This window comes from Paraburkholderia sp. BR14312 (assembly GCF_040948675.1).
In the GTDB taxonomy this organism is placed as follows: domain Bacteria; phylum Pseudomonadota; class Gammaproteobacteria; order Burkholderiales; family Burkholderiaceae; genus Paraburkholderia; species Paraburkholderia nodosa_A.
Window position 1 is genome coordinate 1 of sequence record NZ_JBFPKI010000003.1, and the last position, 24,043, is coordinate 24,043.

A 24,043-nucleotide genomic window follows, 5' to 3' on the forward strand; every position below is an offset into this window, starting at 1 on the left:
TTCGACTTGCATGTGTAAGGCATGCCGCCAGCGTTCAATCTGAGCCAGGATCAAACTCTTCAGTTCAATACCTGTTACTGTTTTCGGTCTCTCTCGAGACCGGTCGCTCACTCAAAGCTGACAGGTTTTCTGAATAAATTCAAAAACCTGACTTACTTTAGTGTGAGACTCTTGATACTTTTGCTGCTCCCGATACCGCTCCGAAGAACACTATCGGGTCGCCACCGCATCAAGCGCCCACACTTATCGGCTGTAAATTTTTAAAGATCGATCGCGAAAGCGCCGTTAAAACTGCTCAACTACCGGCTTCTTTCTGCGTTGCTGCGTCAGCAGCAGAGAAACGAGATTATGAAGACTGTCTGGCGATCTGTCAACCGGTTTTTTTACTTCGTTCAACCTGCCGCTCAACTTCCAATCACCCGCAGACCCAGCCGCCACAAGGCTTTCGCCCCAGGCTTCCCGTCTCCCCGCGCCTTCATCGAAAGCGCGAAAGACCGGAATTCTAGTCACGCAGATGACATCTTGCAAGCGGTTTTTTGACCGGCTAGTAAAGTCGGGCTGACCACGGCTCGCCTGCTCCATAGAGCAGTCGTCATAGTGCTTCCGGTCGATGCCTTCCGGCTGTGCAGCAACGACGATCCTGCATCGCACCGAGGCCCATTCGGTGCGCTCCTGCTGCCCAAACCGATGGCGCGCACGGAACCGACTAGAATATGGGGTTCTCTGCACCCAAACTCACAGATTTATGCGCTCGCGAATCGCCAAACGCCTTCCTCCTGACGCCGACAAACTCGTCGGCCTCTCGCTCGCCCTGTTCGCCTCGGGCAGCCGCACCGAAGACCGCTTCTGGGAGGCAAAGCTCGACACGCTGCTAGCGAAGGTCGTGCGCAACGGCAATCAGACCACACTCGACGCCGCGCTCGATCATCTGCAGCAGAATCATCCGGACGCCTACGGCGCGCTCGCCGACATGGCGGAGACGCACAGCGAGTCGTTCATCGTCGAACACGACGGCGCGCAATACGAGGCGCTGCTCGTCGCCGCGCCGGTGCTGGCCTGGACGCGCTATGTCATCCCTTCGGGCCCGCTGAAGGCCGACGGCGCCGACGCCCTGCGCACCCATCTTCAGGCCCATGTGCTGGCGAACGGCACGCGCGTGGCGATGGCCCCCTATCTCTATAGCATCGACCAGTTGCCGCGCCACCATGTCGAAACCTGGCGCCTCGCACAACAGCTTACGCAGGCGGCATTGAGCGGCGCGCCGGCGAAAATCAGCTCGGGCGAACTGCCGGAAACGTCGCCGATCCTCGCCGATCCGCGTTTCCTGCTCGCCGTCGTCGCCGCGCCCGTTGGCGCCCCGCTCTTCCGCTGGCAAGAAGAGGAACACGGCTCGCGCATCGAGCGCGGTCAATGCCTGGAACAATGGGCTACCCAGGGCGGTGCCAACCTTGCCGTCGTCATGCCAGGATGCGAGTTCGAATGCCTGCTGCCAGACGCCTACTACTCTGCCTGCCGTGACGCGGACGAGCGCGTGCGCCCGCACACGATCCGCACCGCCGTGCGCTATCTGCTCGACACGATCGGCGCGGGTGCGCAGGACTTGCGCGCCGTCGTCGCCGGCTTCGGCGAGCGCCGTATCGACGAATACCGCATCGGCTTCACGAAGCGCGGCAGCAATGACGTACTGTATGGCGTGGTCTGGCCGCTCTATGGCCGCGAGAACGGCGACGCCGACATCGACGAAGAGCCGACCGAGGAGAGTGTCAGCAGCGGTCCGCTCGAAGAGATCGTTGCGCTGCTGAAGGAATCGGGCATCACCGATATCCGTCGTCACGCTGGCCGCTTCGAGCCGGAATACTGCGATGACTGCGGCGTGCCGCTCTATGCGGATCCACTCGGCGAGATCGTCCACGCCGAGATGCCAGAAGATGCTGAGCCCGTACAGCCACATTTCCACTAGGACAACGCCCAAATTCCTACCCGGTCCCGCCTGTGTGCGGGACTTTTTTTTGCCCTATGTCTTATGCCTTTTGGACAGGCCGCCAGCGCGCAACCTTTTTGTCATCATGGTGCTGCTGGTCTGGTTCACCGCCGAGTAGAAGCGGTGCGCATTTCACAATATTGCGAGAGGCCGTTACGAAAGGAGGGCATATCCATGCGGTTCGTTGTACTCAATCCGGACGCCGAAAGGCGCGAAGGACTCAAGGCGCTGTTAAGACAAATCGACCGTCGCGCACGCTTCAATGATGCGCCGGACTGGCGCAGCGCTGAGCGCGCCTTGCAACGGTTCACCCCCAACCTGATCGTGATCGACTGGCACGACGACATCCGTGCCGGCGAACTGCGCCACTTTGTCATGCGGCACCGCAGCTTGCCCGTCGCCATACTGGTTGACAGCGCCGAGACGCCCACGACTGTGCGCGCGCTCATCAACGAAGGCGCCCGCGGCGTCATCCGGCGCACAACGGACTCCGTCCTGATTGTGAAGTTTCTGGAACTCATCATGCTTGGTGGCGATCATCTGCCGGCCGACGTGCTCGGTCCATGCACGCCATGGCCGCTGCCGCCCCGGCGCGATGCCCAAGCCGCCGCACAGGCCCGCAAGGTACGTCCGAAGGTGGACCTGTCACCGCGACAGGAGCAGATCCTTCGCTGCGTCCATATGGGCAATACGAACAAGATGATCGCGAGAGCGCTCGGCATCAGCGAGGGCACGGTGAAAGTCCATCTGACAAGCATCTTTCAGCAGCTCGGCGCGCCCAATCGCGCGGCAGCCGTCGCGATCTACAACGGATTGCTCGCGAACCAGCTGCAGGTGCTGCGCGCAGAATGCGAGCGGGCGGCGAAGCCCCGGCACGGCGAGCACGGTCCGGTGCCATTGCGCGCACGCGACGCTCTTGCGCATCGCTATCCGTTGCTGTCAGGCGACAGTGCGGCTCCCCTACCCATCGCCGCGGAGCCAGTGACGCCCTATGGCGACCTCGCCGCGGCGCAGCAGATGCGCCCCGTCGACGTCGGCGAGGCCAGTGAGAGCACGGAGGAGGAAGCCCTGGTGCTCGCTCGCGCACACGGCTCGCCTTCCAACGAGTAATATGAAGCACATGGGGTTCCTATTTACGCCGCTTCCGTTCTGGGTTGCTATCGGTGCCTGGGTTGTCACCGTGGGGCTGCTCGCGCTCGCGCTATGGAAGAACCCCTTCAAGCGTCTGCAGGACGCCACGCTCCAGCACGTGTGGCTTGCGATCGTCGTCGCAATCTCCGTGCTGTGGGCAAGTAATGCGTGGCTCGAAGACGGCACCGTGCTGCACCTGCTCGGCGCCACACTCGTGGTCACGCTATTCGACTGGGGGCTCGCGCTCGTCGCCATGGGCGTCGTCGTCGGGCTCGCCGCACTGGTCTTCGACGCCCCCTGGGAAGGCGTCGCCCTCACCTTCCTGATATTCGGCGCCTTCCCTGTCGCGATTTCGGCGCTACTGCAGCGCGCCTGCACCGCGTGGCTGCCGCGCAACCTCTTCATGTTCATCGTCGGCCAGGGTTTCGTGTCGCCAGCCATCGCCGTTTCGGCGGCGGCCTATCTCGCGCTCGGCACCCATGTGGCGCTCAACGGCGGATCGGCGATCACCGTGCCCGCAGGTTATGCATTCAGCGTATTTCTACTCGCTTCGGGCGAAGCCTGGTTCACAGGTATGGCAACGGCGCTGATCGCCGTCTACCGGCCGGCCTGGGTCACCACGTACGACGTGCGTCGCTATCGCCTGGGCGGCCCGCGAACCTGAACGCTGCCTCAGCCGGACGCCCCACCGCCAGCAACGTGGCGACGGCGCGACCGCACGTCGCGCTCGGCCGCAAGCGCATACGCAGCAGCGCTTGCTGCCGATCCCACTGCTCTGACAGAAGAAAATAATTGTTTCCGGATTGAACTCAAGCTGGCTGGGCTGCATCTTACGGTGCCTGACGTCTCACCCCTCATCCCTAGCAAGCAGATGGACTGCAACCATGCATCTCGCCGGCTGTTGTTCGTAGCCGGTCAACTGGCGGCGTGCGCCGCGAGCCTCATGCTCATCGCCGCGCCAGCCGCGCAGGCCGATCAACTCGATCAACACAACGATCTCGTCAAGCAGTTCGTCACCCAGATGCACGCGGACCCGCTCGTCGCGGACTGCGCGGCGCACGGCGACTTCGTCGCAAGCACATCGACAGCGCTCGATCACGTCGAGTTTCCGCCCAGTTCGTTCGACAGCGCGCACGCGAGCGTGACGCCGTGGAACGACTCGTTCGACGAAGGCAAGCAGCGCGTAAAGGTCGAGACGATCGTGACAGTCGACGGCATCGGCATTCCCAAAGAAAGCGGCAACACGCCCTATGACCTGAAGTTTCGCTGCGGCTATGTCGGGCAGCAGATGCTCGCGTTCAGCTGGAACGATCCGGTCCCGCCGGCGCACGCACGCAGCGAGCGCGGCACGGCGTCGAGCGGCGCCCATGGAAAGGGCAAGCATTCGACCAGGAAGGCCACTGGCAACGGTTCGAAAAAAACGCCTGCGAACAAGTCGAGCCACAAAATGTCGACGAGCAGCACGAAGTCGTCCAGCAAATCGACGACGACAAAATCCATTGCGAAAAAAGCGACTTCAAAGAAGAAGACGACGGCCAACTGAACCCGTCGGTGTTCTCGACGCGAAAAAGGGGGAAACGGCCTGGCCGTTTCCCCCTTTTCTTGATGTCTGCGCGGCGAAGACGCGTGTTACGCAAACGCCTCCACGTGATGCAGGATGGCCTGCAGCATCGCAGCGCCAAGTGCGGCGCTACGCTCACCGTTCCAACCTACGCGTTCGTCGGGCAGATTGGCGTTGTCCTTGAACGGCATCTCGAGCGTGAGCGACAGGCAGCCGTAGCGATGGCCGATGTACTTCGACGCGAGTTTGAGCGCATCTTCGCGGTAGCGGCTCGCCTCGTAGCCGTGCTGATCCTGGAAGTCGGGGCTCGCCACCTTGAACGCCTCGATGAACGCCTTCTGCTCCGCGCGTTGCTGATCGGTAAAGCCAGGCAGCATTTCCGAGCCCGCCACGAACACATAGGGCAGCGTCTCGTCGCCGTGGATGTCGAAGAAGAGATCGACGCCCGTGGCTTCGATCGCATCGCGCACGACCAGCACTTCGGGACTACGCTGCGCGTCCGGCGCCATCCACTCGCGGTTCAGGTTCGCGCCCACGGCGTTGGTACGCAAATTCCCGTGCACGCTGCCGTCCGGATTCATGTTCGGCACGATATGGAACACGGCGCGGTCGTAAAGCTTGCGCGCGACCGGATCGCCAGCCCAGTCGCCCCAACCGGCGAGCCGCTTGACCAACCCTTCGACGAACCACTCGGCCATGCTCTCACCCGGATGCTGGCGCGCGATGATCCAGACCGTCTTCTTGGGCTTGCCGTCGGGCGCGGTGTCGCCCGGCATGCCAAGCGAGAGCAGCGACATGGGGCGGCCCTCGACGCTCTGGCCGAGTTCCGTCAGTGTGGCGTGCGGCAGTTGCTGAAGCGCGCCGAGGAACTCCGAGTGACGCTCTTCGCTATACGGCTCGAAGTACGCGTAGTAGATGCTGTCGAAGTCGGGCGTGTGGTCGATGACGAGTTCCTTCCCGTCATACGAGGTCGGCACGCGGAACCAGTTCACGCGGTCGTAGCTCGCCGCGGCCTGGTAGTCGCGCCAGCCCTCGGGAAATGCGCAGGCCGACGCGTTCTCGAACGTCATCACGCAACGTTCGCCGCGCGCGCCCGAGAGGCGGAAGTAGAACCATTGCGCGAACTCGGACTGGTTATCCGCTCGCACGCGCAGACGGATGTCGTCGGCGCGCTCGCACGACAGGACCTCGATCGCGCCCGCATCGAAATGGCTTGAGATGGCAATCGTCATGGTGTTTTCCTTCCCGCTTGCTTGTTCATTTACTCGGCGATGCGCCGACGAAATACATAGGTCGAATCGTTCGATGCATCCGCATCGAACGCGTAGCCTTCCACATCGAACGCCTTGAGCGCCTCGGGCTCCGCCACGCGGTTCTCGACGGCATAACGCGCCATCAATCCGCGCGCGCGCTTCGCGTGGAAGCTGATGATCTTGTAGCGCCCACCCTTCCAGTCTTCGAATACCGGCGTGATCACAGGCGCGGCGAGCTTCTTCGGCTTCACGGCCTTGAAGTACTCGTTCGACGCGCAGTTCACCAGCACGCGCGCACCCTTCGCCACTTTCGCCTGGTTGTGCTCGATCTGCGCATTGATCGCGTGCGTGATGCGCTCGCCCCAAAACGCGTAGAGATCCTTGCCGCGCGCATTTTCGAAACGCGTGCCCATTTCCAGGCGATAAGGCTGCAGCAGGTCGAGCGGACGCAGCAGGCCATAGAGCCCGGAGAGCACACGCACATGCTGTTGCGCATAGTCGAGATCCGCCGACGAGAGCGACTTCGCGTCGAAGCCTTCGTAGACATCGCCGTTGAACGCGAGCACGGCCTGCTTCGCGTTGGTCTGGCTGAACTGCTTTGACCAGTCGGCGTAGCGCTGGAAATTCAGGCGCGCGAGCGGGTCGGAAATGCTCATGAGCGAACCGATCTGCTGCGGCGAGAGGCGGCGCAAGCCCGCGATCAGCTCGGCTGCGTCGTCGACGAAATCGGGGATAGTGTGGGCTTCGATGTGCGCCGGCGTGTCATAGTCGAGCGATTTGGCCGGCGACAGAACGATTATCATAGAGGCTTGCAGGCACGATGTGCCGATGTTCAAAGGCGAAAGCCCGATTGTAGCGAATTCACGAATGACCGGCCTCACGCCCCCAACCGCAGCATCCCTCTCGCCCGCCGCCGCTCGCGCGCTCCCCGTGGTTCTCGACTCGAATGTCTGGCTCGATATCCTCGTGTTCGACGACGCGCACACGCGCCCCATTCGCGCGGCGCTCGAGCGCGGCGCGATCCAGGCGCTGATCGACGCGCGTTGCCAGGCCGAGTTGGCCCACGTGCTCGACTATCCGCAGTTCGCTGGCCGCGGCGTCGCGAAAGCGGACGCGCTCGCGGCGCTGGCCGGCCTCGTCGAACTGATCGAGCTGCCCGAGCTTGCCGCCGACGCGCGGCCCCTGCCCCAATGCCGCGACCGCGACGACCAGAAGTTTCTCGAACTGGCGCGCGCAAGCGGCGCACAGTGGCTCGTCTCGAAGGACCGCGCGGTGCTCAAGCTCGCGAAGCGCGTGGCGCGCGACTTTGGCTTTCGCATCGCAACGCCCGACGCCTTCGTCGCCGAATGCGTGCAAAGCGCTGCTCAAGCAGCGCAGGCCTGATGCCCCTGCATCACGGCGTGCGCGCCCGGCCTGACCACCGCAGCGGTGCCGATTTGCCTACAATCGGACTTTGACCCAACCCAACGCCCGACTCCCGCCCGCGACATGAACGCACCGCATCCCACGCAGAATTCGCAGGACACCCTGCTCACGCCCTCTTTTCCGTCGCGTCTGCCGAACGTCGGCACGACGATCTTCACCGTGATGAGCGCGCTCGCCGCCGAAAAGGGCGCGGTCAACCTGGGCCAGGGCTTTCCCGACTTCGATTGCGACGGGCGCATCGTCGACGCCGTCTCGCAAGCCATGCGCGAGGGTCACAACCAGTACCCGCCGATGGCAGGCATCGCCGCGCTACGCGAAGCGATCGCGGACAAGATCGAGCACGTGTACGGCCGCCGCTACGACGCCAATAGCGAGATCACGGTGACGGCCGGCGCCACGCAAGCGCTCCTCACGGCGATTCTCGCGACCGTGCACGCGGGCGACGAAGTGATCGTGGTCGAGCCGACCTACGACAGCTATTTGCCGTCGATCGAACTGGCGGGCGGCAAGCCCGTGTTCGTGACGCTCGAAGCGCCCGACTACGCGATTGCGTTCGACCGCCTCGCCGCGGCCATCACGCCGAAAACGCGCCTCATCCTCATCAATACGCCGCACAACCCCACGGGCACAGTGTGGCGCGCCGAGGACATGCAAAAGCTCGAGGAGATCGTGCGCGGCACCAACGTGCTGATCCTCTCCGACGAGGTCTACGAGCACATGGTCTACGACGGCCAGCCGCACGAAAGCGTGGCGCGCTATCCGGAGCTGGCCGCGCGCAGCTTCATCGTGTCGAGCTTCGGCAAGACCTATCACGTGACGGGCTGGAAGGTGGGCTATGTCGCCGCGCCCGCGCCGCTCACGGCCGAGTTCCGCAAGGTGCACCAGTTCAACGTCTTCACCGTGAACACGCCGATGCAGTTCGGCCTGGCGCAGTATCTGCGTGATCCGAAGCCGTATCTGGAACTGCCCGCGTTCTACCAGAAGAAGCGCGACTTCTTCCGCGCCGGACTCGCCAACACGCGCTTCAAGCTGCTGCCGTGCGAAGGCACCTACTTCCAGTGCGTGGACTATTCGGCGATCAGCGATCTGCCCGAAGCGGAATTCTCGAAGTGGCTCACTGCGGAGATCGGCGTGGCCGCCATTCCGGTGTCGGCGTTCTATCACGAGGCGCACGAATCGGGCGTCGTGCGCTTTTGCTTCGCCAAGCAGGAAAGCACGCTCGCGACCGCGCTCGAGCGGCTTGCGCGGCTCTGATGTCGTGCGCGCGCGATGAATCCACGAACGGCAGTGCGTTCCCGATCATCGCGCGCAACAACGTGCAAAACGCCGCAACGCTTACGAGTTCGCCTCGATATACGCCTTGCGGTCCGCGTTGACGCGCTGCGCCGTCGGGCGTTCACCGATCAGCTTGATATACGTTTTCCAGTCGATACCCACGTCGGCGAGGAAATCGCTGCCGTAGACGGCCTGCGTCGCGCGGCCCACGAGCGGCAGGCTCACGAACGCCGCCGCATCGGCCACGCCGAACTGCTCGCCCGCCACGTAAGGCGCGAACTTCGCGATCCGCCTGAAGGCCGCCACGTAACGGCGCAGCCGCTTTTCCATGGTCGCTTTGACCTCGTCCGTCACCTTGCTGCCGAAGAACGCCTCGCCATACAGCTCACGCGCGTTCAACTCCAGATGCGTTTCGATGAAAACGATGAGTTCGCGCTCCTTCGCTGCCTGCCACGGATCCGCCGCGAAAATGTGCTTCTCTGGAAAGCGCGCTGCCAGATACTCGACGATCACTTCCGACTCGCACAAAAAGCCCTGCTCCGTTTCGATATAAGGCACCTTGCCGGCCGGCGACTGCGCGAGTTGCGCCTCTTCGAGCGGCAGCTTGTTCGGCAGCTCCTCGAACGCGATGCCGTGCTCGAGCAGCAGAAGCTTGACCTTGTTGTAGTAATTCGAAAGCGCGAAACCGTGCAGCTTGATCATCCTCGTTGCCTCCTTCAGAGAGGCAGCTCCCTTTTCGGAACTGCCGGACCGTTTTCATAAAATTGTACGACCGTGCTATTCTAGGCCAATCATGGAGCCAGGCTTCCAATGACTTCACATCATTTCAACATTGAGACAATCGGCATCGTCGGCACCGGCGCGATGGGCCGCGGCATCGCCCAGATCGCCGCGCAGGCAGGCCTCGCGGTGCGCCTCTACGACACGAACCCGCAGGCGGTCGCCGCCGCGCGCGATTATCTCGCCGACACCTTCGCGAAACTCGCGGCAAAAGGCAAGCTCGATGAGGCTGCCGCCAACGCCGCGCTCGAACGCGTGAGCGGCGCGCATACGATCGATGAACTTGCTGTCTGCGATCTCGTGATCGAGGCGATCGTCGAGAATCTCGAGGCCAAGCGCACGCTCTTTCGCGAGCTCGAAAGCGTGGTGAGCGAGCGTTGCCTGCTCGTTTCGAACACCTCTTCGCTTTCCATTACCGCCATCGCTGCCGCGTGCAGCGATGCATCGCGTGTGGCGGGCTATCACTTCTTCAACCCCGTGCCGCTCATGAAGGTGGTCGAAGTGATCGACGGCCTGCGCAGCGATCCCGCCGCCGGCGACGCGCTCATGGCGCTCGCGCGCCGCATGGGCCACACGCCAGTGCGCGCGAAGGACATGCCCGGCTTCATCGTCAATCACGCGGGCCGCGGCATGAATACCGAAGGCCTGCGCGTGGCGGGCGAAGGCGTAGCGAGCTTCGTCGAGATCGATCGCATCATGCGCGAACAGGCTGGCTTTCGCCTCGGACCGTTCGAGTTGCTCGACCTCACCGCCCTCGATGTCTCGCATCCGGTGATGGAGTCGATCTATCACCAGTTCTATGAGGAGCCGCGCTTCACGCCCTCCCCCATCACGGGTGTGCGGCTCGCAGGCGGGCTCGTTGGCCGCAAAGCCGGTGAAGGCTTCTATCGCTATGTCGATGGCAAGCAGCAGGCGCCCGATGAGCCCGCAGCGCCCACGGCGCTGCCTGCGCGCGTCTGGGTGAGCCGCCGCAACGCCGCCGCGCGTGACGCCGTGCTCGCGCTCGCAGTAAAAGCGGGTGTGGCCGTCGACGAAAGCGATACGCCGGCAGCCGGTTCGCTGATCGTCGTCGCGCCGCTCGGCCTCGACGCCACGACCGCCGCGCTCGACGAGCAGCTCGACGCGAGCCGCGTCGTCGCCATCGACACGCTGTTCCCGCTCGACACCGCGAAGCGCCGCACGCTGATGACGACGCCCGCCACCACGCGCGAAGCCCGCGACGCGGGCCACGCGCTCTTCGCCGCCGACGGCGTGCCGGTCACCGTGATGCGCGATTCGACGGGCTTTGTCGCGCAGCGTATCGTCGCGACGATCGTCAACATCGGTTGCGACATCGCGCAAAAACAAATCGCCACGCCCCGTGACATCGACCTCGCGGTTACGCTGGGTCTCGGCTACCCGCGCGGCCCGCTCGCGCTCGGCGACGCGCTGGGCGCGCGCACGATCCTCACGATCCTGCGCAACATCCACACCGTGCTCGGCGATCCGCGCTATCGCCCGTCGCCGTGGCTCGCGCGCCGCGCGCAGCTCGGCCTTTCGCTGACGCAAGCAGACGCAGCAGACATCAACGCATCGAACGAGGCACCGCAATGAGCGCCGAACTCCTCAGCACCCGCCCGCAAGGCCACGAATCGACACTCGTCCTCACGCTGTCGAACCCCGGCGCACGCAACGCGCTGCATCCCGACATGTACGCCGCTGCCGTCGAAGCCTTCGACACCGCCGAGCGCGATTCGTCATTGCGCGCAATCGTCCTCACGGGCGCCGACAACTTCTTCTGTGCGGGCGGCAACCTCAACCGCCTGCTCGAAAACCGCGCGAAGGACCCGTCGGTGCAGGCCGCCAGCATCGACATGCTCGCTGCGTGGGTCACCGCGATGCGCCAGTCGAGCAAGCCGATCATCGCGGCCGTGGAAGGCGCGGCCGCCGGCGCGGGCTTCTCGCTCGCACTCGCCGCCGACCTGCTCGTCGCCGCCGACGATGCGAAGTTCGTCATGGCCTATTCGCGCGTAGGCCTGACGCCCGATGGCGGCGGTTCGTGGTTCCTCGCGCGCTCGCTGCCGCGTGCTCTCGCGTTCGAGCTGATGGTGGAAGGCAAGCCGATCGGCGCGGCGCGTCTCGCGGAACTGGGCGTCGTGAACCGGCTCTCGAAGCCGCAATCGGCGCTCGATACGGCGCTTGCCTGGGCCGACGAACTCGCGAAGATCTCGCCGAATTCGGTGGCGCGCATCAAGGGTTTGACGAACGTCGCCGACGCGCAGCCGCTCGAAGCACAGCTCGCTGCGGAGCGCGACAGTTTCGTCGCGTCGCTGCATCACCGCGACGGCCTCGAAGGCATTACCGCGTTCCTCGAAAAACGCGCCCCTGTCTACAAGTGAACCGGCTTCAATCCGCACGAGCGACACACCCATGACCGAGTACCAGTTGCCCGCGCGCCGGCGCCTCTACGTGATGCGTCACGGCGACGTCACCTACTTCGACGAGACCGGTCGCGCAATCGACCCGGACACCGTGTCGCTCAACGAGAACGGCCGCGCCCAGGCCACCGCCGCCGGCGCAGCGTTCGCCTTGCAGGGGGTGCGTTTCGACCGCGTGATCGTCAGCGGACTGCGCCGCACGGTCGAGACCGCGCAGCGCGTGCTCGCGGCAAGCGGTCAGTCGATCGAACTCGAAGTGCAGAGCGCGTGGGAAGAAATTCGCGGCGGCCGTCTCGCCGCCATTCCTCCCGCTGAAGTCGAAAACGCCTTTCTGCGCGTGTTCGACGGCATCGTGCCGGAAGACACGCGCTTTCTCGGCGGCGAGACCATCGGCGAGCTGCTCGACCGCGTGCTGCCGCCGCTCGATGCGCTGCGCGCCGACCTCACGTGGGACTCGGCGCTGCTCGTGCTGCACGGCGGCGTGAACCGCGCGATTCTCTCGCATGCAATCACGGCGGGCGGACGCGCATTCTTCGGCCATCTCGCGCAGGCCACGGGCTGCATCAACGCACTCGATGTCGGCGCCGCGCCGCGAGACTGGGTCGTGCGCATGCTCAACTACGCTCCGCCCTCACCGCTGCATCGCGACACCCGCAACACGACGATGGAGATGCTGTACGCGCAATACCTGCGCTATAGACCGCGCGGCTGACGCGCGGCGACCCACAGGAGAATCAGGAGAAGGGAGACGCATATGGCGCAAGCCACCCCGGATGGAGACACGAAAAACAACGCGCAAACGCGCCCCGACTACTCGGCGTTCGAAGGCACGCGCCCGGTTGCCGAGCGCCAGCGCTTCGACACCGAAGCGCTGAGCGCCTGGCTCGCCGCTCACGTGGAAGGCTTCCAGGGCCCCCTCGCGATCGAGCAGTTCGCCGGCGGCCAGTCGAACCCGACGTTCAAGCTCGTCACCCCCGGCCGCACCTATGTGATGCGCGCGAAGCCGGGACCCAAGGCGAAGCTGCTGCCGTCCGCGCACGCGATCGAACGCGAATACCGCGTGATGGATGCGCTCGCCGCAACCGATGTCCCGGTCGCAAAGATGCTAGCGCTCTGCGACGACGAGGCGGTGATCGGCCGCGCGTTCTACGTGATGGAGTTCGTCGAGGGGCGCGTGCTCTGGGACCAGTCGCTGCCCGGCATGACGCGCGAGCAGCGCGGCGCGATCTACGACGAGATGAATCGTGTGATCGCGGCGCTCCATAACGTGACGCCCAACGCCGTGGGCCTCGCCGACTACGGCAAGCCAGGCAATTATTTCGCACGCCAGATCGATCGCTGGAGCCGCCAGTATCAGGCCTCGGAAACGGAGCGCATCGACGCCATGCATCACCTGATCGAATGGCTGCCGCAGCACATGCCCGACGATGCGGGCTCGCGCGTATCGGTCGTGCATGGCGACTACCGGCTCGACAACCTGATCTTTCATCCGAGCGAGCCGCGCGTGCTGGCCGTGCTCGACTGGGAGCTCTCCACGCTCGGCGACCCGCTCGCCGACTTCTCGTATCACTGCATGGCCTGGCACGTCGATCCCGCGCAGTTTCGCGGCATTGCCGGCCTCGACTGGCAGGCGCTCGGCATACCCGACGAGGCGCAGTACGTTGCGCGCTATTGCGAGCGCACCGGCCTCGAGATTCGCGGCGACTGGAACTTCTATCTTGCGTACAACATGTTCCGGATCGCGGCGATCCTGCAGGGCATCATGAAACGCGTGGTGGACGGCACAGCCGCGAGCGCGCAGGCCATCGACGCCGGCCGCCGCGCGAGGCCCATGGCGGAACTCGCCTGGCGCTACGCGCAGAAGGTGCGCTGAAAATCCGTTCGAAACCGACTCACTTTCACTGTCACTGCATCGCATTGCGAGGTCACCGATGAATTTCGATTACTCCCCGAAAGTGCAGGCCCTGCGCGAGAAACTGCTCGCGTTCTTCGACGAACACATCTATCCGAACGAAGCCATCTTCCACGAGGAAGTCGAGCGCAATCGCGCGAACGGCAATGCGTGGGTGCCGACGGAGATCGTCGAGCAGTTGAAGGAAAAAGCTCGCGCGGCCGGGCTATGGAACCTGTTCCTGCCCGCCTCCGAACGCGGCGCGGGTCTCACGAACCTCGAATACGCGCCGCTGTGCGAGATCATGGGCCGCGTGCACTGGGCGCCTGAAGTATTCAACTGCAGCGCGCCCGACACCGGCAACATGGAAACCATCGAGCGCTATGGCAGCGAGGCGCACAAGCAGCAATGGCTCACGCCGCTGCTGGCAGGGCAGATCCGCTCTGCCTTCCTGATGACCGAGCCCGACGTGGCCTCGTCGGACGCGACGAACATCCAGACGCGCATCGAGCGCGACGGCGACGACTACGTGATCAACGGCACGAAGTGGTGGTCGTCGGGCGCGGGCGACCCGCGCTGCGCGATCTACATCCTGATGGGCAAGACCGACCCCGATGCGCCGCGCCATGCTCAACAGTCGATGATCCTCGTGCCGTCGGATACGGCCGGCATCACCGTGCGCCGCCCGCTCACCGTGTTCGGCTACGACGACGCGCCGCACGGCCATATGGAGATCACGCTCGAAAACGTGCGCGTGCCGGCTTCGAACATTCTGCTCGGTGAAGGCCGCGGGTTCGAGATCGCGCAAGGGCGGCTCGGACCGGGCCGCATTCACCACTGCATGCGTCTCATCGGCCTCGCGGAACGCGCGCTCGAATTCATGGCGAAACGCGCCCTCTCCCGCGTGGCGTTCGGCAAGGCGGTCGCCCAGCAGACGGTCACGCAGGAGCGCATCGCCGAAGCGCGCTGCATGATCGAGCAGGCACGCCTGCTCACGCTCAAGACCGCGTACATGATGGACACCGTCGGCAACAAGGGCGCGCGCGGCGAGATCGCCATGATCAAGGTGGTGGCGCCGAACATGGCCTGCCAGGTGATCGACTGGGCCATGCAGGTGCACGGCGCGGCGGGCGTGAGCGGCGACTTCCCGCTGGCGTACTCGTACGCTTCGGCGCGCACGCTGCGCTTCGCGGACGGCCCCGACGAAGTGCACCGCAACGCCATCGCCAAGCTCGAACTCGCTCGCCATATGGACGCGGGCGCGGCATCGCGCGTGGAAATGCCGGTCACGCGCTCGTAAGTCCGCGCGAGTCCACGTAAGTCCACAAGCGCAGCAGGGGCGCTCTTGCGCCCTCTGCGAGCGACGCCGATCTATGCTAATTTGCGCCAGATCGGGCGTCGCGCAAGACTATCCAGACTTTCGCGGCGCCTTCTTTCATGGTGCCAAGGAGCCACGATGATCGACGTCTACAGCTGGGCCACGCCGAACGGTCACAAAGTCCATATCATGCTCGAGGAGACCGGCCTCGAATACCGGGTGCATCCGGTCGATATCGGCGCGGGCGACCAGTTCAAGCCCGAATTCCTCGCCATCAGCCCGAACAACAAGATTCCCGCCATTACCGACTCCGAAGGCCCGCGCCGCGCCGACGGCCAGCCGTTCTCGCTGTTCGAGTCGGGTGCGATCCTGATCTATCTCGCCGCGAAAACCGGCCGCTTCATGCCTGAAGACCTCGCGGCGCGCTACGACGTGCTGCAATGGGTGATGTTCCAGATGGGCGGTCTCGGCCCCATGCTCGGCCAGGCGCACCACTTCCGCATCTACGCGCCCGAGAAAATCGAGTATGCGGTCAATCGCTACACGAACGAGGCGAAGCGGCTCTACAACGTGATGGAAACGCAGCTGGAAAAGACCGAGTATCTGGCCGGGGACGAGTACACCATCGCGGATATCGCCGCATTCCCGTGGACGCGCTCCTGGCAAAACCAGGGCATCGATCTCGATTCGCTGCCCAACGTGAAGCGCTGGCACGAAACGATCGCCGCGCGGCCGGCAGTCAAGCGCGGCGTGGAAGTGCTCGCCAATGCGCGCAAGCCGCTCATGGATGAGAAGGCGAAGGAGATGCTGTTCGGCGCGACGCAGTACGCCAGACACTAACGCATTACGCGGAAATCCGCGCAAAATCAAAGGGGCGCCCGCCGTGCAACGGAGCGCCCCTTTTCGTTGAGCACGCAATCAAACTAGAAGTAGTGCCGCGTGATGAACTCGGCCACGCATGCGGGCCGCTCGCTGCCTTCGCGCTCGATGCTCACATCCCACACGACCTGCACGCCGCCGCCCTCCACGTCGCTCACTTCTTTCACCGCGATGCGTGCACGCACCTTCGCGCCCACGGGCACCGGCTGCGTGAAGCGCACGCGGTTGAGCCCGTAGTTCACGCCCATGCGCTGACGCATGTGCAGCGTTCCTCCGAGCAGCACGGGAATCAGCGAAAGCGTGAGAAAGCCGTGCGCAATCGGGCCGCCAAACGGCGACTCGCGGCGCGCACGTTCGGCGTCGATATGGATCCACTGGTGGTCGCCCGTGGCGTTGGCAAAACCGTGCACGTCCGCCTCGCTCACCTCGCGCCAGCCGCTCACGAGCGGCCCTGCGCCGATCAGCAAGCGCAACGCCGCCGCGTCGGCAATCTGCATGACATCGCTTTCGCTCACGCTACGCTCCCTGGATGGCGAAGGCCGAACAGCGCCTTCGAACGCACGGTCACGATCAGCTCGCCGTGCTGGTTGTGTCCTTCCCACTGCGTTTCCACGATGCCGCGATCGGGCTTGCTCGCCGAAACGCGCTTGCTCAGGATCGCGTTCGTCATCGTCAGCGTGTCGCCCACGCGCGTGGGCTTGAGCCAGCGAATCTCGTCGACGCCGGGCGAGCCCATCGAGGTCGAGTCCTTGAGAAAGTTGCGTACGAGCATGCCCATCATGACCGAGCAGGTATGCCAGCCGCTCGCGACGAGCCCGCCGAACATCGACGCCTCGCCGCCCGCCTCGCTCATGTGGAATGGTTGCGGATCGAACTGCTCCGCGAATTGCACCACCTCGTCACGCCCAAAGGTGTGCGAACCGACCACATAGCGCTTGCCCACTTCGAGATCTTCGTAACTCACGCCCATCCGTTTTCTCCGCCGATGTTGCCCTGTTGTTGCCTGCTGCCGCCACGCGTTACGCTGCTGCCTGCGCGAAACCGGGCAGCGATGCGAAGCGTTCGAGGTGGTGATCGACATCGCCGAGCGTCGTTTCGATGATCGCGAGACGCTTGAACAGATGCGCGGCCGCCACTTCGTTGGTGACGCCCATGCCGCCGTGCAGCTGCACGGCCTGCTGGCCGATGAAACGCGCCGCCTGCCCCACGCGCACCTTCGCTGCCGAGATCGCGCGGCGCCGCTCTTCGGCCGACTCGCTACTGTAACGCGCGGCGGCCAGGTAAGTCAGCGAGCGGGCCTGCTCGGCGTGGATCAGCATCTCTGCCATGCGGTGCTGCAGCGCCTGGAAGCGCGCGATCGGCACGCCGAACTGTTGACGCGTCTTCGTGTATTCGACCGTGGCGTGGTTGAGCGCGTCCATGGCTCCCACGGCTTCCGCGCACAGTAGGAACGTGGCGTAATCGGCAATCTTCTCCCACGTCGCCGCGCCGGCATGCGCGTCGCCAAGACGGCGCGCGTGCGCTTCGTTGAAGGTCAGCGTCGCAGCGCGTTGGCCGTCGATCGTGCGGTAATCGCCCACCTCGACACCGTGCGCATCGCGCGCCACGACGAAGAGCGCAACCTCGCCCGCGAAGCGCGCCGGCACGATCCAGTGGTCGGCCTGGGCGCCGTGCTGCACGACCGATTTCGTGCCGGTGAGCGCGAAGCCGTCGCCCGTCTCCTTCGCCTGTGTTTCCAGCGAGAACAGGTCGTAGCGCGACTGCGGCTCGTGGAACGCGGCGGCAAGCTTGATCTCGCCCGAGGCGACGCGTTCGAGCAGCGCTGCGTTTTCCGGTTCGGCCGCACCGCCCGCGAGCTTGAGCGCCTCGACGCCCACCGCGGTTGCCCAGTACGGCTCGACCACGAGCGCGCGGCCCAGCTCCTGCATGACGACGAGCATGTCGAATGGCGCGCCGTCGAAGCCGCCCTGCGCCGCCGGCACCGGCAGCGCGGTCAGTCCCAGTTCGACGAACGCGTTCCAGTGCTGGTCCGAAACGCCGGCCGGTGTCTTCACGATCGCCTGGCGTGCTTCGAAGCCGTAGTTCTTGTCGAGATAGCGACGCAGCGCGTCGGCGAGTTGCTGTTGTTCTTCGGTGAAATTGAAGTTCATGGCGCCGCTCCTCAAATCCCCAGAATCATCTGCGAGATGATGTTCTTCTGAATTTCGTTCGACCCGCCGTAGATCGACGTCTTGCGATAGTTGAAGTAGTACGCCGCGAGCGGGGCCGCGTCGTCGTCGCCGCCGGCCGCGTGTTCGTGCTCGCCCTCGAGGTAGGCCGGGTCGAACGGCGCTGCAAGCGGGCCGACCGCGTCGACCATCAGCTCGGTCAGCGCCTGCTGGATCTCCGTACCCTTGATCTTGAGCATCGACGCTTCGGGACCGGGGCCGCGTCCGCCCGCCGCGCTCGCGATCACGCGCTCGGCGGTCACTTCCAGCGCCATCAGCTCGATTTCGACGGCGGCCACGCGCGCCGCGAATACGGGATCTTCGAGCAGCGGTTTGCCATGCTTCTTCTGCCTGAGCGCAACGCTCTTGAGGAAGGCGAGTTCGCGGTTCGACGCGCCCACGCGCGCGATGCCCGTGCGCTCGTGGCCGAGCAGATACTTCGCGTAAGTCCAGCCGCGGTTCTCGTCGCCGACGAGATTTTCGACCGGCACCTTCACGTCTTCGAAAAAGACTTCATTGACCTCATGGTCTTCATCGAGCGTGATGATCGGACGCACGGTGATGCCGGGCGTTTTCATGTCGATGAGGAGAAACGAGATGCCTTCCTGCTTCTTGGCCGCAGGATCGGTGCGCACGAGGCAGAACATCATGTCGGCGTGCTGGCCGAGCGTGGTCCAGGTCTTCTGCCCGTTCACGACGTAGTGATCGCCTTCACGAACTGCGCGTGTACGCAACGATGCGAGGTCCGATCCCGAGCCCGGTTCGGAGTACCCCTGACACCACCAGTCTTCACCGGAAAGGATGCGCGGCAGATAGCGGCGCTTCTGGGCCTCGTTGCCGTACTTCATGAGCACGGGGGCGACCATCGACACGCCGAAGGGCAGCACCGGCGGCGCGCCGATGCGTCCGCACTCGGCGTCCCAGATGTGGCGTTGCGCTTCGGTCCAGCCTGGGCCGCCCCATTGCGCGGGCCACGCGGGCGCGGACCAGCCCTTCTTGCCTAGCAGCTTGTGCCAGTTGGCAATGTCGTCGCGCGAGAGGCGTTTGTGGTTGAGAACCTTGTCGCGCATCGCTTGAGGCAGATTGGCCTCGAGCCAAGCGCGGATTTCGGCGCGAAATGCGTCGTCAGCGGGGGTGTAGTCCAGATCCATGCGCAATGTCTCCTGGCCGCGGCCGGTGCGGAGCGTTTCCCCCGCGCCGCGGCGAAGACCCGCATGGCGTTATTGCAGCGGACCCTTCAACGCGGCCGGAACCGGCAGCGGCATCACATCGATGCCTTCTTCGACGAGAGCTTGCGCATCGTCCGCGGAAGCGACTCCACGGATGTTGCGCGACGGCGCTTCGTTGTAGTGAATGCGCCGCGCCTCCTCGACGAAACGGTCGCCTACGTTCTCCGTCTTCTCGAGGACCTCGCGGATCACACGCATCGCATGCGCCTGCCATTGCGCCGCCTGCTCGTGCGGCGACGCTTTGGGCGTTTCGCTCGCGCCGGACAGGTTCAGCCGGGGCGCGGACGGCAAGCGGGTCACATGGGTGGCGCCGCACATCGGACATTCGACCAGCTTGCGGGACAGTTGCGACTCGAAGTCGTCAACCGAGGCGAACCAGCCTTCAAACCGATGGCCGTCTGGACACTGTAAATCGAGGACCTTCATGGGGAATCGAGGCTTGCGATGAGTTTAGCGCAAATCGTAAATTTGTGAACGACCGTTCGAAAAAATTCCTGCGGCCAGCCACCGGGACTTTCCCGGGGGTTCGATTGTAGCGCCGCGCGGGCGGGCGCGCTGAAGGTGCTTCAGGTGTACCTGCGCTTGGGGTGCGCGTAAAAGCGACAACGGCGGCCACACGGGCCGCCGCTGCTCAGGGATTCGCTGCCGGGTAGCGTGTCAGCCCTGCTCAGCGTTCGCGAGCGGCCACGCGCCCGACAGCGCCTTTTCGAGCCAGAACGTACCGATGATCGTCTTCACGTCGGTGATCTTGCCCGTGCGCACCCATTCGAGCAGTTCCGGAACCCTCGCCGTGAAGGTTTCGAGAAACTCGCCGTCGTCGAGTTGCGCCGCGCCCGCGGTCAGCCCGCGTGCGAGGTAAATGTCGATGAACTCGGTCGAGTACGAGATCACGGGATGGATCTGCGCGAGATAGACATACTCGCGCGCCGTATAGCCCGTCTCCTCCTTGAGTTCGCGGATCGCGCAGGCGAGCGCGCCCTCCTGCGGATCGAGCTTGCCTGCCGGGAATTCGGTCATCACACGCGAGAGCGGATAGCGGTACTGGCGCTCCATCAGCACGCGGCCGTCGTCGAACAGCGGGATGACCATCACCGCGCCAGGATGCTGCACGAACTCGCGCGTCGCATGCTTGCCGTCCGGCAGCGCAACGGTGTCGCGCTTCAGGGTAAGAAAATTACCGGCGTAGAGCGTCGTGCTTTCCACGCACGTCTCGGCGAGCGCCGGGTCGTGTTGATGATGTTCAGCCATAGTCAGCCTCGTGGGTGCTCAGGAAAATCGGGAAGCCGCGCGCGCGCCGCTTGAAGTGAAACCGGCCAGACTGCGGCCGGACTGCGGGTCGCACCGCGCGTGCCGGCCGCGGGCCGGCCACGCGCGTCACGCCGGGCGGCGTTTGACGAGATATTGCCAGGTGAAGCCGGGAAACGCGAACACGACAAAAAGACTGAAGGTGATCGCGTAGAACTGCCAGCCCTGGTCAAAACGATTGCCGGCGCGCGCCTCCAGCAGGAAGCCGAACGTACCGACCACAAAGTACAACACGATCATTTCAGCGATGCGAATCCACGCACTCTTCTTCGGTGCGCGAAGCGGCACCACGCCGAACAATCGCTGGTTGAGGAACGGCAGGTTGGCGCCCGCGAGCGCCAACAGCACGATGAACCAGCCCGCTGCCGACATCAGAGCGGCAGCGTATGCGTGACAGCCTGCAGGCAGATCGACATCAGCGGGCCAGGAATGATGCCCAGCAAGAGCACCGCCACGCCGTTGAGCGTGAGCAGCCCGCGGTTCAATGCGTGGCTCTCGATCGGTGCTTCGTCCTGCGGTGCGTCGAAGTACATCAGCTTGACGATACGCAGGTAGTAGAACGCGCCGAACAGCGACGTAACCACGGCGAGCACGGCAAGCCACGTGAGGCCCGCGTTCATGGTCGCTTCGAGCACGGCGAGCTTCGCGTAGAAGCCGACGGTCGGCGGAATGCCGGCGAGCGAGAACATCATGAGCATCATCACGAACGCGAACACCGGGTTGCGCTGGTTCAGGCCCTTGAAGTCGTCGATCGTCTCCGCTTCGAAATCGCGGCGGGACAGCAGCATGACGATGCCGAACGCGCCGAGCGTCGTGATCAGATAGACGATGCTGTAGAACATGGCCGAGCTGTATGCGCTGGCCGCGCCCGTCGCCTTGTTGTCGACGATGCCGGCGAGCAGGCCGAGCAGCACGAAGCCCATGTTCGAAATGGCCGAGTACGCGAGCATGCGCTTGATGTTGCGCTGGACGATACCCGTGATGTTGCCGACGATCATCGAGAGTGCCGCGAGGATGATCAACATCTCCTGCCAGTCGACGGCCAGCGGCAGCAGGCCCATCACGAGGAAGCGCACGGCCCAGGCGAATGCCGCGACCTTCGGGCCGCCGCCGGTCAGCAGCGTCATGGCCGTAGGCGCGCCTTGATAGACGTCGGGCACCCACATGTGGAACGGCACCGCACCCATCTTGAACGCCACGCCGGCGACGATGAACACCACGCCGAACAGCAGGACGATATCGTTGATGTGGCCCGAAGCCACGGCCTTGAACACTTCGTTCAGCTCGAGCGAGCCGGTCGCGCCGTACAGCATCGAGATGCCGTAGAGCAGGAAGCCCGAAGCGAGCGCACCCAGCACGTAGTACTTCATGGCCGCTTCGTTCGACTGTGCCGCGTTACGGCGCAGTGCGATGACCGCGTAGAGCGAGAGCGACATCAGCTCGAGGCCGAGGTACAGCGTGAGGAAGTTGTTGCCCGAGATCATCGTGAGCTGGCCGAGCAGCGAGAACAGGCCAAGCAGGAAGAACTCGCCCCGGAACATGTCGCGGTCTTCGAGGTACTTGCGCGAGTACACGATCGACACGGCGTAGCCGAGCGTGACCACCGCCTTCATGGCGCTCGCGAACGGATCGACCACGTACATGCGCGTGAAGTAGTAGTACACGTGCGGATCGAACGCGTCCACCGCGAACCAGATACCGGCTATGACCGTGGTCAGCAGCGCGATGAAGTAGGTCGTGCGCCGGCCTTCAGGTCCGGTGAACGTGTCGTTGAGCCACGCGACGACGAGGCCGGTCATCACCAGGCCGTCGGGCAGCAGAGCGTACATAGGGGCGTTTGGCATGATCTTTTGTTCCTCCGCTCGGGTATTACTGTGACAGCGGCAGTTTCGACACTGCGACGTGGGAGAGGAGGTTTTCCACGGAAACGTGCATCACATCGGTAAAGGGCTTCGGGTAGACGCCCATGAAAAGCGTAAACAGTGCGAGTACTCCGAGAATGAAGTATTCGCGACCGTTAATGTCCTTCAGCTCGCGAACATGGTCATTCGCAACGGCGCCGAAATACACCCGCTTGTACATCCACAACGTATAGGCCGCGCCCAGGATCAGCGTGAACGCCGCCCCGAATGCGATCCAGAAGTTGTACTTCACGGCCGCCAGAATCACCATGAATTCGCCGACGAATCCCGAGGTGCCCGGCAGACCGCAGTTGGCCATCGCGAACAGCATGACCAGCGCCGCGAACTTCGGCATGGTGTTGACCACACCGCCGTAATCCGCGATATCGCGTGTGTGCATGCGGTCATACAGCACGCCGATGCACAGGAACATGGCGCCCGAGACGAAACCGTGCGAGATCATCTGGATGATCCCGCCTTCCATCGCGAGCTGGCTCGATTCGCCGAACATAAAGAAGCCGAGCGTGACGAAGCCCATGTGGGCAATCGACGAGTACGCGACCAGCTTCTTCATGTCCGCCTGCACCATCGCTACGAGGCCGATGTAAATCACGGCGATCAGGGACAGCGTAATGATGACCGGCGCCAGGTAGTGGCTCGCGTCCGGCGTGACCGGCAGCGAGAAACGCAGGAAACCGTACGCCCCGAGCTTGAGCATGATCGCGGCCAGCACGACCGAGCCGCCCGTGGGCGCTTCGACGTGCGCGTCCGGCAACCACGTGTGGACCGGCCACATCGGCACCTTGACCGCGAACGCGAAGAAGAACGCGATGAACAGCAGGATTTGCGGCGTCATGGCGATCTTCGCGGCCTGCCAGGTGGCGAGGTCGAAGGTCCCGGTAATGCGGTACAGGTACAGCAACGCGACCAGCATGAGCAGCGAGCCGGCCAGCGTGTAAAGAAAGAACTTGAACGCTGCGTACACGCGGTTCGGGCCGCCCCACACACCGATGATGATGTACATCGGAATGAGCGTGGCTTCGAAGAACACGTAGAACAGCAGACCGTCGGCGGCGCAGAAAACGCCGATCATGATGCCCGACAGGATGAGGAACGACGCGTAATACTGCGCAACGTTCTTCGTGATGACCTGCCAGCCCGCGATCACGACGATCACGGTGATGAGCGCCGTCAGCACGACGAACCACATCGCGATGCCGTCGACGCCCAGGTGATACGCAATATTGAACCGCTCGATCCAGACCGCCTTCTCCTCGAACTGCAGGGAAGCCGTGCTCGTATCGAAGCCCGCAACGAGCGGAAGGGTGACGAGGAAACTAAGCACCGAACCGATGAGTGCGAGCCAGCGGTCCGCACTCGGGTTCCGACGGGAACCCACTACAAGAACGATGATGCCGAATACGATCGGCATCCATATCGCAATACTGAGAATCGGAGTTGCGTGCATGCGTTTCCTCGCCTTATTTTGC

Annotated in this window: 25 protein-coding genes and 1 rRNA gene; 12 read left to right on the forward strand and 14 right to left on the reverse strand. The window is 64.1% G+C overall.

Annotated features, from left to right (window positions below; translation table 11 throughout):
* Both AB3X98_RS09310 and AB3X98_RS09315 read right to left on the reverse strand, forming a co-directional pair.
* A 16S ribosomal RNA gene (locus tag AB3X98_RS09310) occupies positions 1-66 on the reverse strand; the annotation flags it as partial.
* A 219-nt stretch (positions 67-285) separates the two neighbouring features.
* A complete protein-coding gene (locus AB3X98_RS09315) occupies positions 286-582 on the reverse strand; it encodes a hypothetical protein (RefSeq protein WP_368610234.1) in 297 nt (98 codons plus the stop codon).
* A gap of 163 nt (positions 583-745) precedes the next feature.
* Here AB3X98_RS09315 and AB3X98_RS09320 point away from each other — a divergent pair, with 163 nt between their 5' ends.
* From AB3X98_RS09320 to AB3X98_RS09335, 4 genes are all read left to right on the forward strand, one after another.
* On the forward strand, positions 746-1,960 hold the full coding sequence (locus AB3X98_RS09320; protein WP_133182136.1) for a DUF2863 family protein: 1,215 nt from the start codon (positions 746-748) through the stop codon (positions 1,958-1,960).
* A gap of 195 nt (positions 1,961-2,155) precedes the next feature.
* A complete protein-coding gene (locus AB3X98_RS09325; protein WP_069265253.1) occupies positions 2,156-3,091 on the forward strand; it encodes a response regulator transcription factor in 936 nt (311 codons plus the stop codon).
* A 10-nt stretch (positions 3,092-3,101) separates the two neighbouring features.
* Positions 3,102-3,776, forward strand: a complete 675-nt coding sequence (locus AB3X98_RS09330; RefSeq protein ID WP_069265487.1) for an energy-coupling factor ABC transporter permease — start codon at positions 3,102-3,104, stop codon at positions 3,774-3,776.
* Positions 3,777-3,983: 207 nt separating this feature from the next.
* Entirely contained in the window at positions 3,984-4,655 is a 672-nt protein-coding gene (locus AB3X98_RS09335) for a hypothetical protein (protein WP_368606361.1), read from the forward strand.
* Between the two features lie 86 nt (positions 4,656-4,741).
* Here the strand turns inward: AB3X98_RS09335 and AB3X98_RS09340 are convergent, their stop codons facing one another.
* Together AB3X98_RS09340 and yaaA are read right to left on the reverse strand one after the other, a co-directional pair.
* On the reverse strand, positions 4,742-5,905 hold the full coding sequence (locus AB3X98_RS09340) for a M14-type cytosolic carboxypeptidase (protein WP_069265255.1): 1,164 nt from the start codon (positions 5,903-5,905) through the stop codon (positions 4,742-4,744).
* A gap of 29 nt (positions 5,906-5,934) precedes the next feature.
* Complete coding sequence (gene yaaA / locus AB3X98_RS09345; protein ID WP_368606360.1) at positions 5,935-6,729, reverse strand: peroxide stress protein YaaA; 795 nt, start codon at positions 6,727-6,729, stop codon at positions 5,935-5,937.
* Between the two features lie 64 nt (positions 6,730-6,793).
* Here yaaA and AB3X98_RS09350 point away from each other — a divergent pair, with 64 nt between their 5' ends.
* The gene (locus tag AB3X98_RS09350; protein WP_342947967.1) at positions 6,794-7,309 is read left to right on the forward strand and encodes a putative toxin-antitoxin system toxin component, PIN family; all 516 of its coding nucleotides are present in this window, start codon (positions 6,794-6,796) and stop codon (positions 7,307-7,309) included.
* A gap of 105 nt (positions 7,310-7,414) precedes the next feature.
* Positions 7,415-8,605, forward strand: a complete 1,191-nt coding sequence (locus AB3X98_RS09355) for a pyridoxal phosphate-dependent aminotransferase (RefSeq protein ID WP_368606359.1) — start codon at positions 7,415-7,417, stop codon at positions 8,603-8,605.
* A gap of 81 nt (positions 8,606-8,686) precedes the next feature.
* Here AB3X98_RS09355 and AB3X98_RS09360 read toward each other — a convergent pair whose 3' ends face one another.
* Positions 8,687-9,328 carry a glutathione S-transferase gene (locus AB3X98_RS09360; RefSeq protein WP_342947965.1) on the reverse strand — a complete coding sequence of 214 codons (642 nt, stop codon included), beginning with the start codon at positions 9,326-9,328 and terminating at the stop codon, positions 8,687-8,689.
* A 108-nt stretch (positions 9,329-9,436) separates the two neighbouring features.
* Here AB3X98_RS09360 and AB3X98_RS09365 point away from each other — a divergent pair, with 108 nt between their 5' ends.
* The 6 genes from AB3X98_RS09365 (at position 9,437) to AB3X98_RS09390 (ending at position 15,872) form a co-directional block, all read left to right on the forward strand.
* A complete protein-coding gene (locus AB3X98_RS09365) occupies positions 9,437-10,999 on the forward strand; it encodes a 3-hydroxyacyl-CoA dehydrogenase (protein ID WP_368606358.1) in 1,563 nt (520 codons plus the stop codon).
* Positions 10,996-11,784, forward strand: coding sequence for an oxepin-CoA hydrolase, alternative type (locus AB3X98_RS09370; protein WP_342947963.1), 789 nt, complete (start codon positions 10,996-10,998; stop codon positions 11,782-11,784). The genes AB3X98_RS09365 and AB3X98_RS09370 overlap by 4 nt, the downstream gene beginning before the upstream one ends.
* 31 nt (positions 11,785-11,815) lie before the next feature.
* On the forward strand, positions 11,816-12,535 hold the full coding sequence (locus AB3X98_RS09375; RefSeq protein ID WP_368606357.1) for a histidine phosphatase family protein: 720 nt from the start codon (positions 11,816-11,818) through the stop codon (positions 12,533-12,535).
* A 42-nt stretch (positions 12,536-12,577) separates the two neighbouring features.
* Complete coding sequence (locus AB3X98_RS09380) at positions 12,578-13,696, forward strand: phosphotransferase (RefSeq protein WP_368606356.1); 1,119 nt, start codon at positions 12,578-12,580, stop codon at positions 13,694-13,696.
* Positions 13,697-13,754: 58 nt separating this feature from the next.
* The gene (locus AB3X98_RS09385) at positions 13,755-15,014 is read left to right on the forward strand and encodes an acyl-CoA dehydrogenase (RefSeq protein ID WP_069265264.1); all 1,260 of its coding nucleotides are present in this window, start codon (positions 13,755-13,757) and stop codon (positions 15,012-15,014) included.
* A gap of 156 nt (positions 15,015-15,170) precedes the next feature.
* A complete protein-coding gene (locus AB3X98_RS09390; protein ID WP_069265265.1) occupies positions 15,171-15,872 on the forward strand; it encodes a glutathione binding-like protein in 702 nt (233 codons plus the stop codon).
* 83 nt (positions 15,873-15,955) lie between these two features.
* Here the strand turns inward: AB3X98_RS09390 and AB3X98_RS09395 are convergent, their stop codons facing one another.
* The 9 genes from AB3X98_RS09395 to AB3X98_RS09435 all read right to left on the reverse strand — a co-directional run bounded on the left by AB3X98_RS09395 (position 15,956) and on the right by AB3X98_RS09435 (position 24,021).
* Positions 15,956-16,408 carry a MaoC family dehydratase gene (locus AB3X98_RS09395; protein ID WP_368606363.1) on the reverse strand — a complete coding sequence of 151 codons (453 nt, stop codon included), beginning with the start codon at positions 16,406-16,408 and terminating at the stop codon, positions 15,956-15,958.
* A 14-nt stretch (positions 16,409-16,422) separates the two neighbouring features.
* Positions 16,423-16,881 carry a MaoC family dehydratase gene (locus AB3X98_RS09400; protein WP_069265266.1) on the reverse strand — a complete coding sequence of 153 codons (459 nt, stop codon included), beginning with the start codon at positions 16,879-16,881 and terminating at the stop codon, positions 16,423-16,425.
* A gap of 49 nt (positions 16,882-16,930) precedes the next feature.
* The gene (locus AB3X98_RS09405; protein WP_368606355.1) at positions 16,931-18,061 is read right to left on the reverse strand and encodes an acyl-CoA dehydrogenase family protein; all 1,131 of its coding nucleotides are present in this window, start codon (positions 18,059-18,061) and stop codon (positions 16,931-16,933) included.
* Positions 18,062-18,072: 11 nt separating this feature from the next.
* Positions 18,073-19,269 carry an acyl-CoA dehydrogenase family protein gene (locus AB3X98_RS09410; RefSeq protein ID WP_368606354.1) on the reverse strand — a complete coding sequence of 399 codons (1,197 nt, stop codon included), beginning with the start codon at positions 19,267-19,269 and terminating at the stop codon, positions 18,073-18,075.
* A 69-nt stretch (positions 19,270-19,338) separates the two neighbouring features.
* Positions 19,339-19,773 carry a DUF1178 family protein gene (locus tag AB3X98_RS09415; RefSeq protein ID WP_069265269.1) on the reverse strand — a complete coding sequence of 145 codons (435 nt, stop codon included), beginning with the start codon at positions 19,771-19,773 and terminating at the stop codon, positions 19,339-19,341.
* Positions 19,774-20,004: 231 nt separating this feature from the next.
* Positions 20,005-20,595, reverse strand: coding sequence for an NUDIX domain-containing protein (locus AB3X98_RS09420; protein WP_069265270.1), 591 nt, complete (start codon positions 20,593-20,595; stop codon positions 20,005-20,007).
* Between the two features lie 126 nt (positions 20,596-20,721).
* Positions 20,722-21,024: a DUF2818 family protein gene (locus AB3X98_RS09425; RefSeq protein WP_028205666.1), complete on the reverse strand. Its 303-nt coding sequence runs from the start codon at positions 21,022-21,024 to the stop codon at positions 20,722-20,724.
* Complete coding sequence (nuoN, locus tag AB3X98_RS09430) at positions 21,024-22,496, reverse strand: NADH-quinone oxidoreductase subunit NuoN (protein ID WP_069265271.1); 1,473 nt, start codon at positions 22,494-22,496, stop codon at positions 21,024-21,026. The genes AB3X98_RS09425 and nuoN overlap by 1 nt, the downstream gene beginning before the upstream one ends.
* Positions 22,497-22,521: 25 nt before the next feature.
* The gene (locus AB3X98_RS09435; protein WP_069265272.1) at positions 22,522-24,021 is read right to left on the reverse strand and encodes an NADH-quinone oxidoreductase subunit M; all 1,500 of its coding nucleotides are present in this window, start codon (positions 24,019-24,021) and stop codon (positions 22,522-22,524) included.
* Positions 24,022-24,043 lie beyond the last annotated feature (22 nt).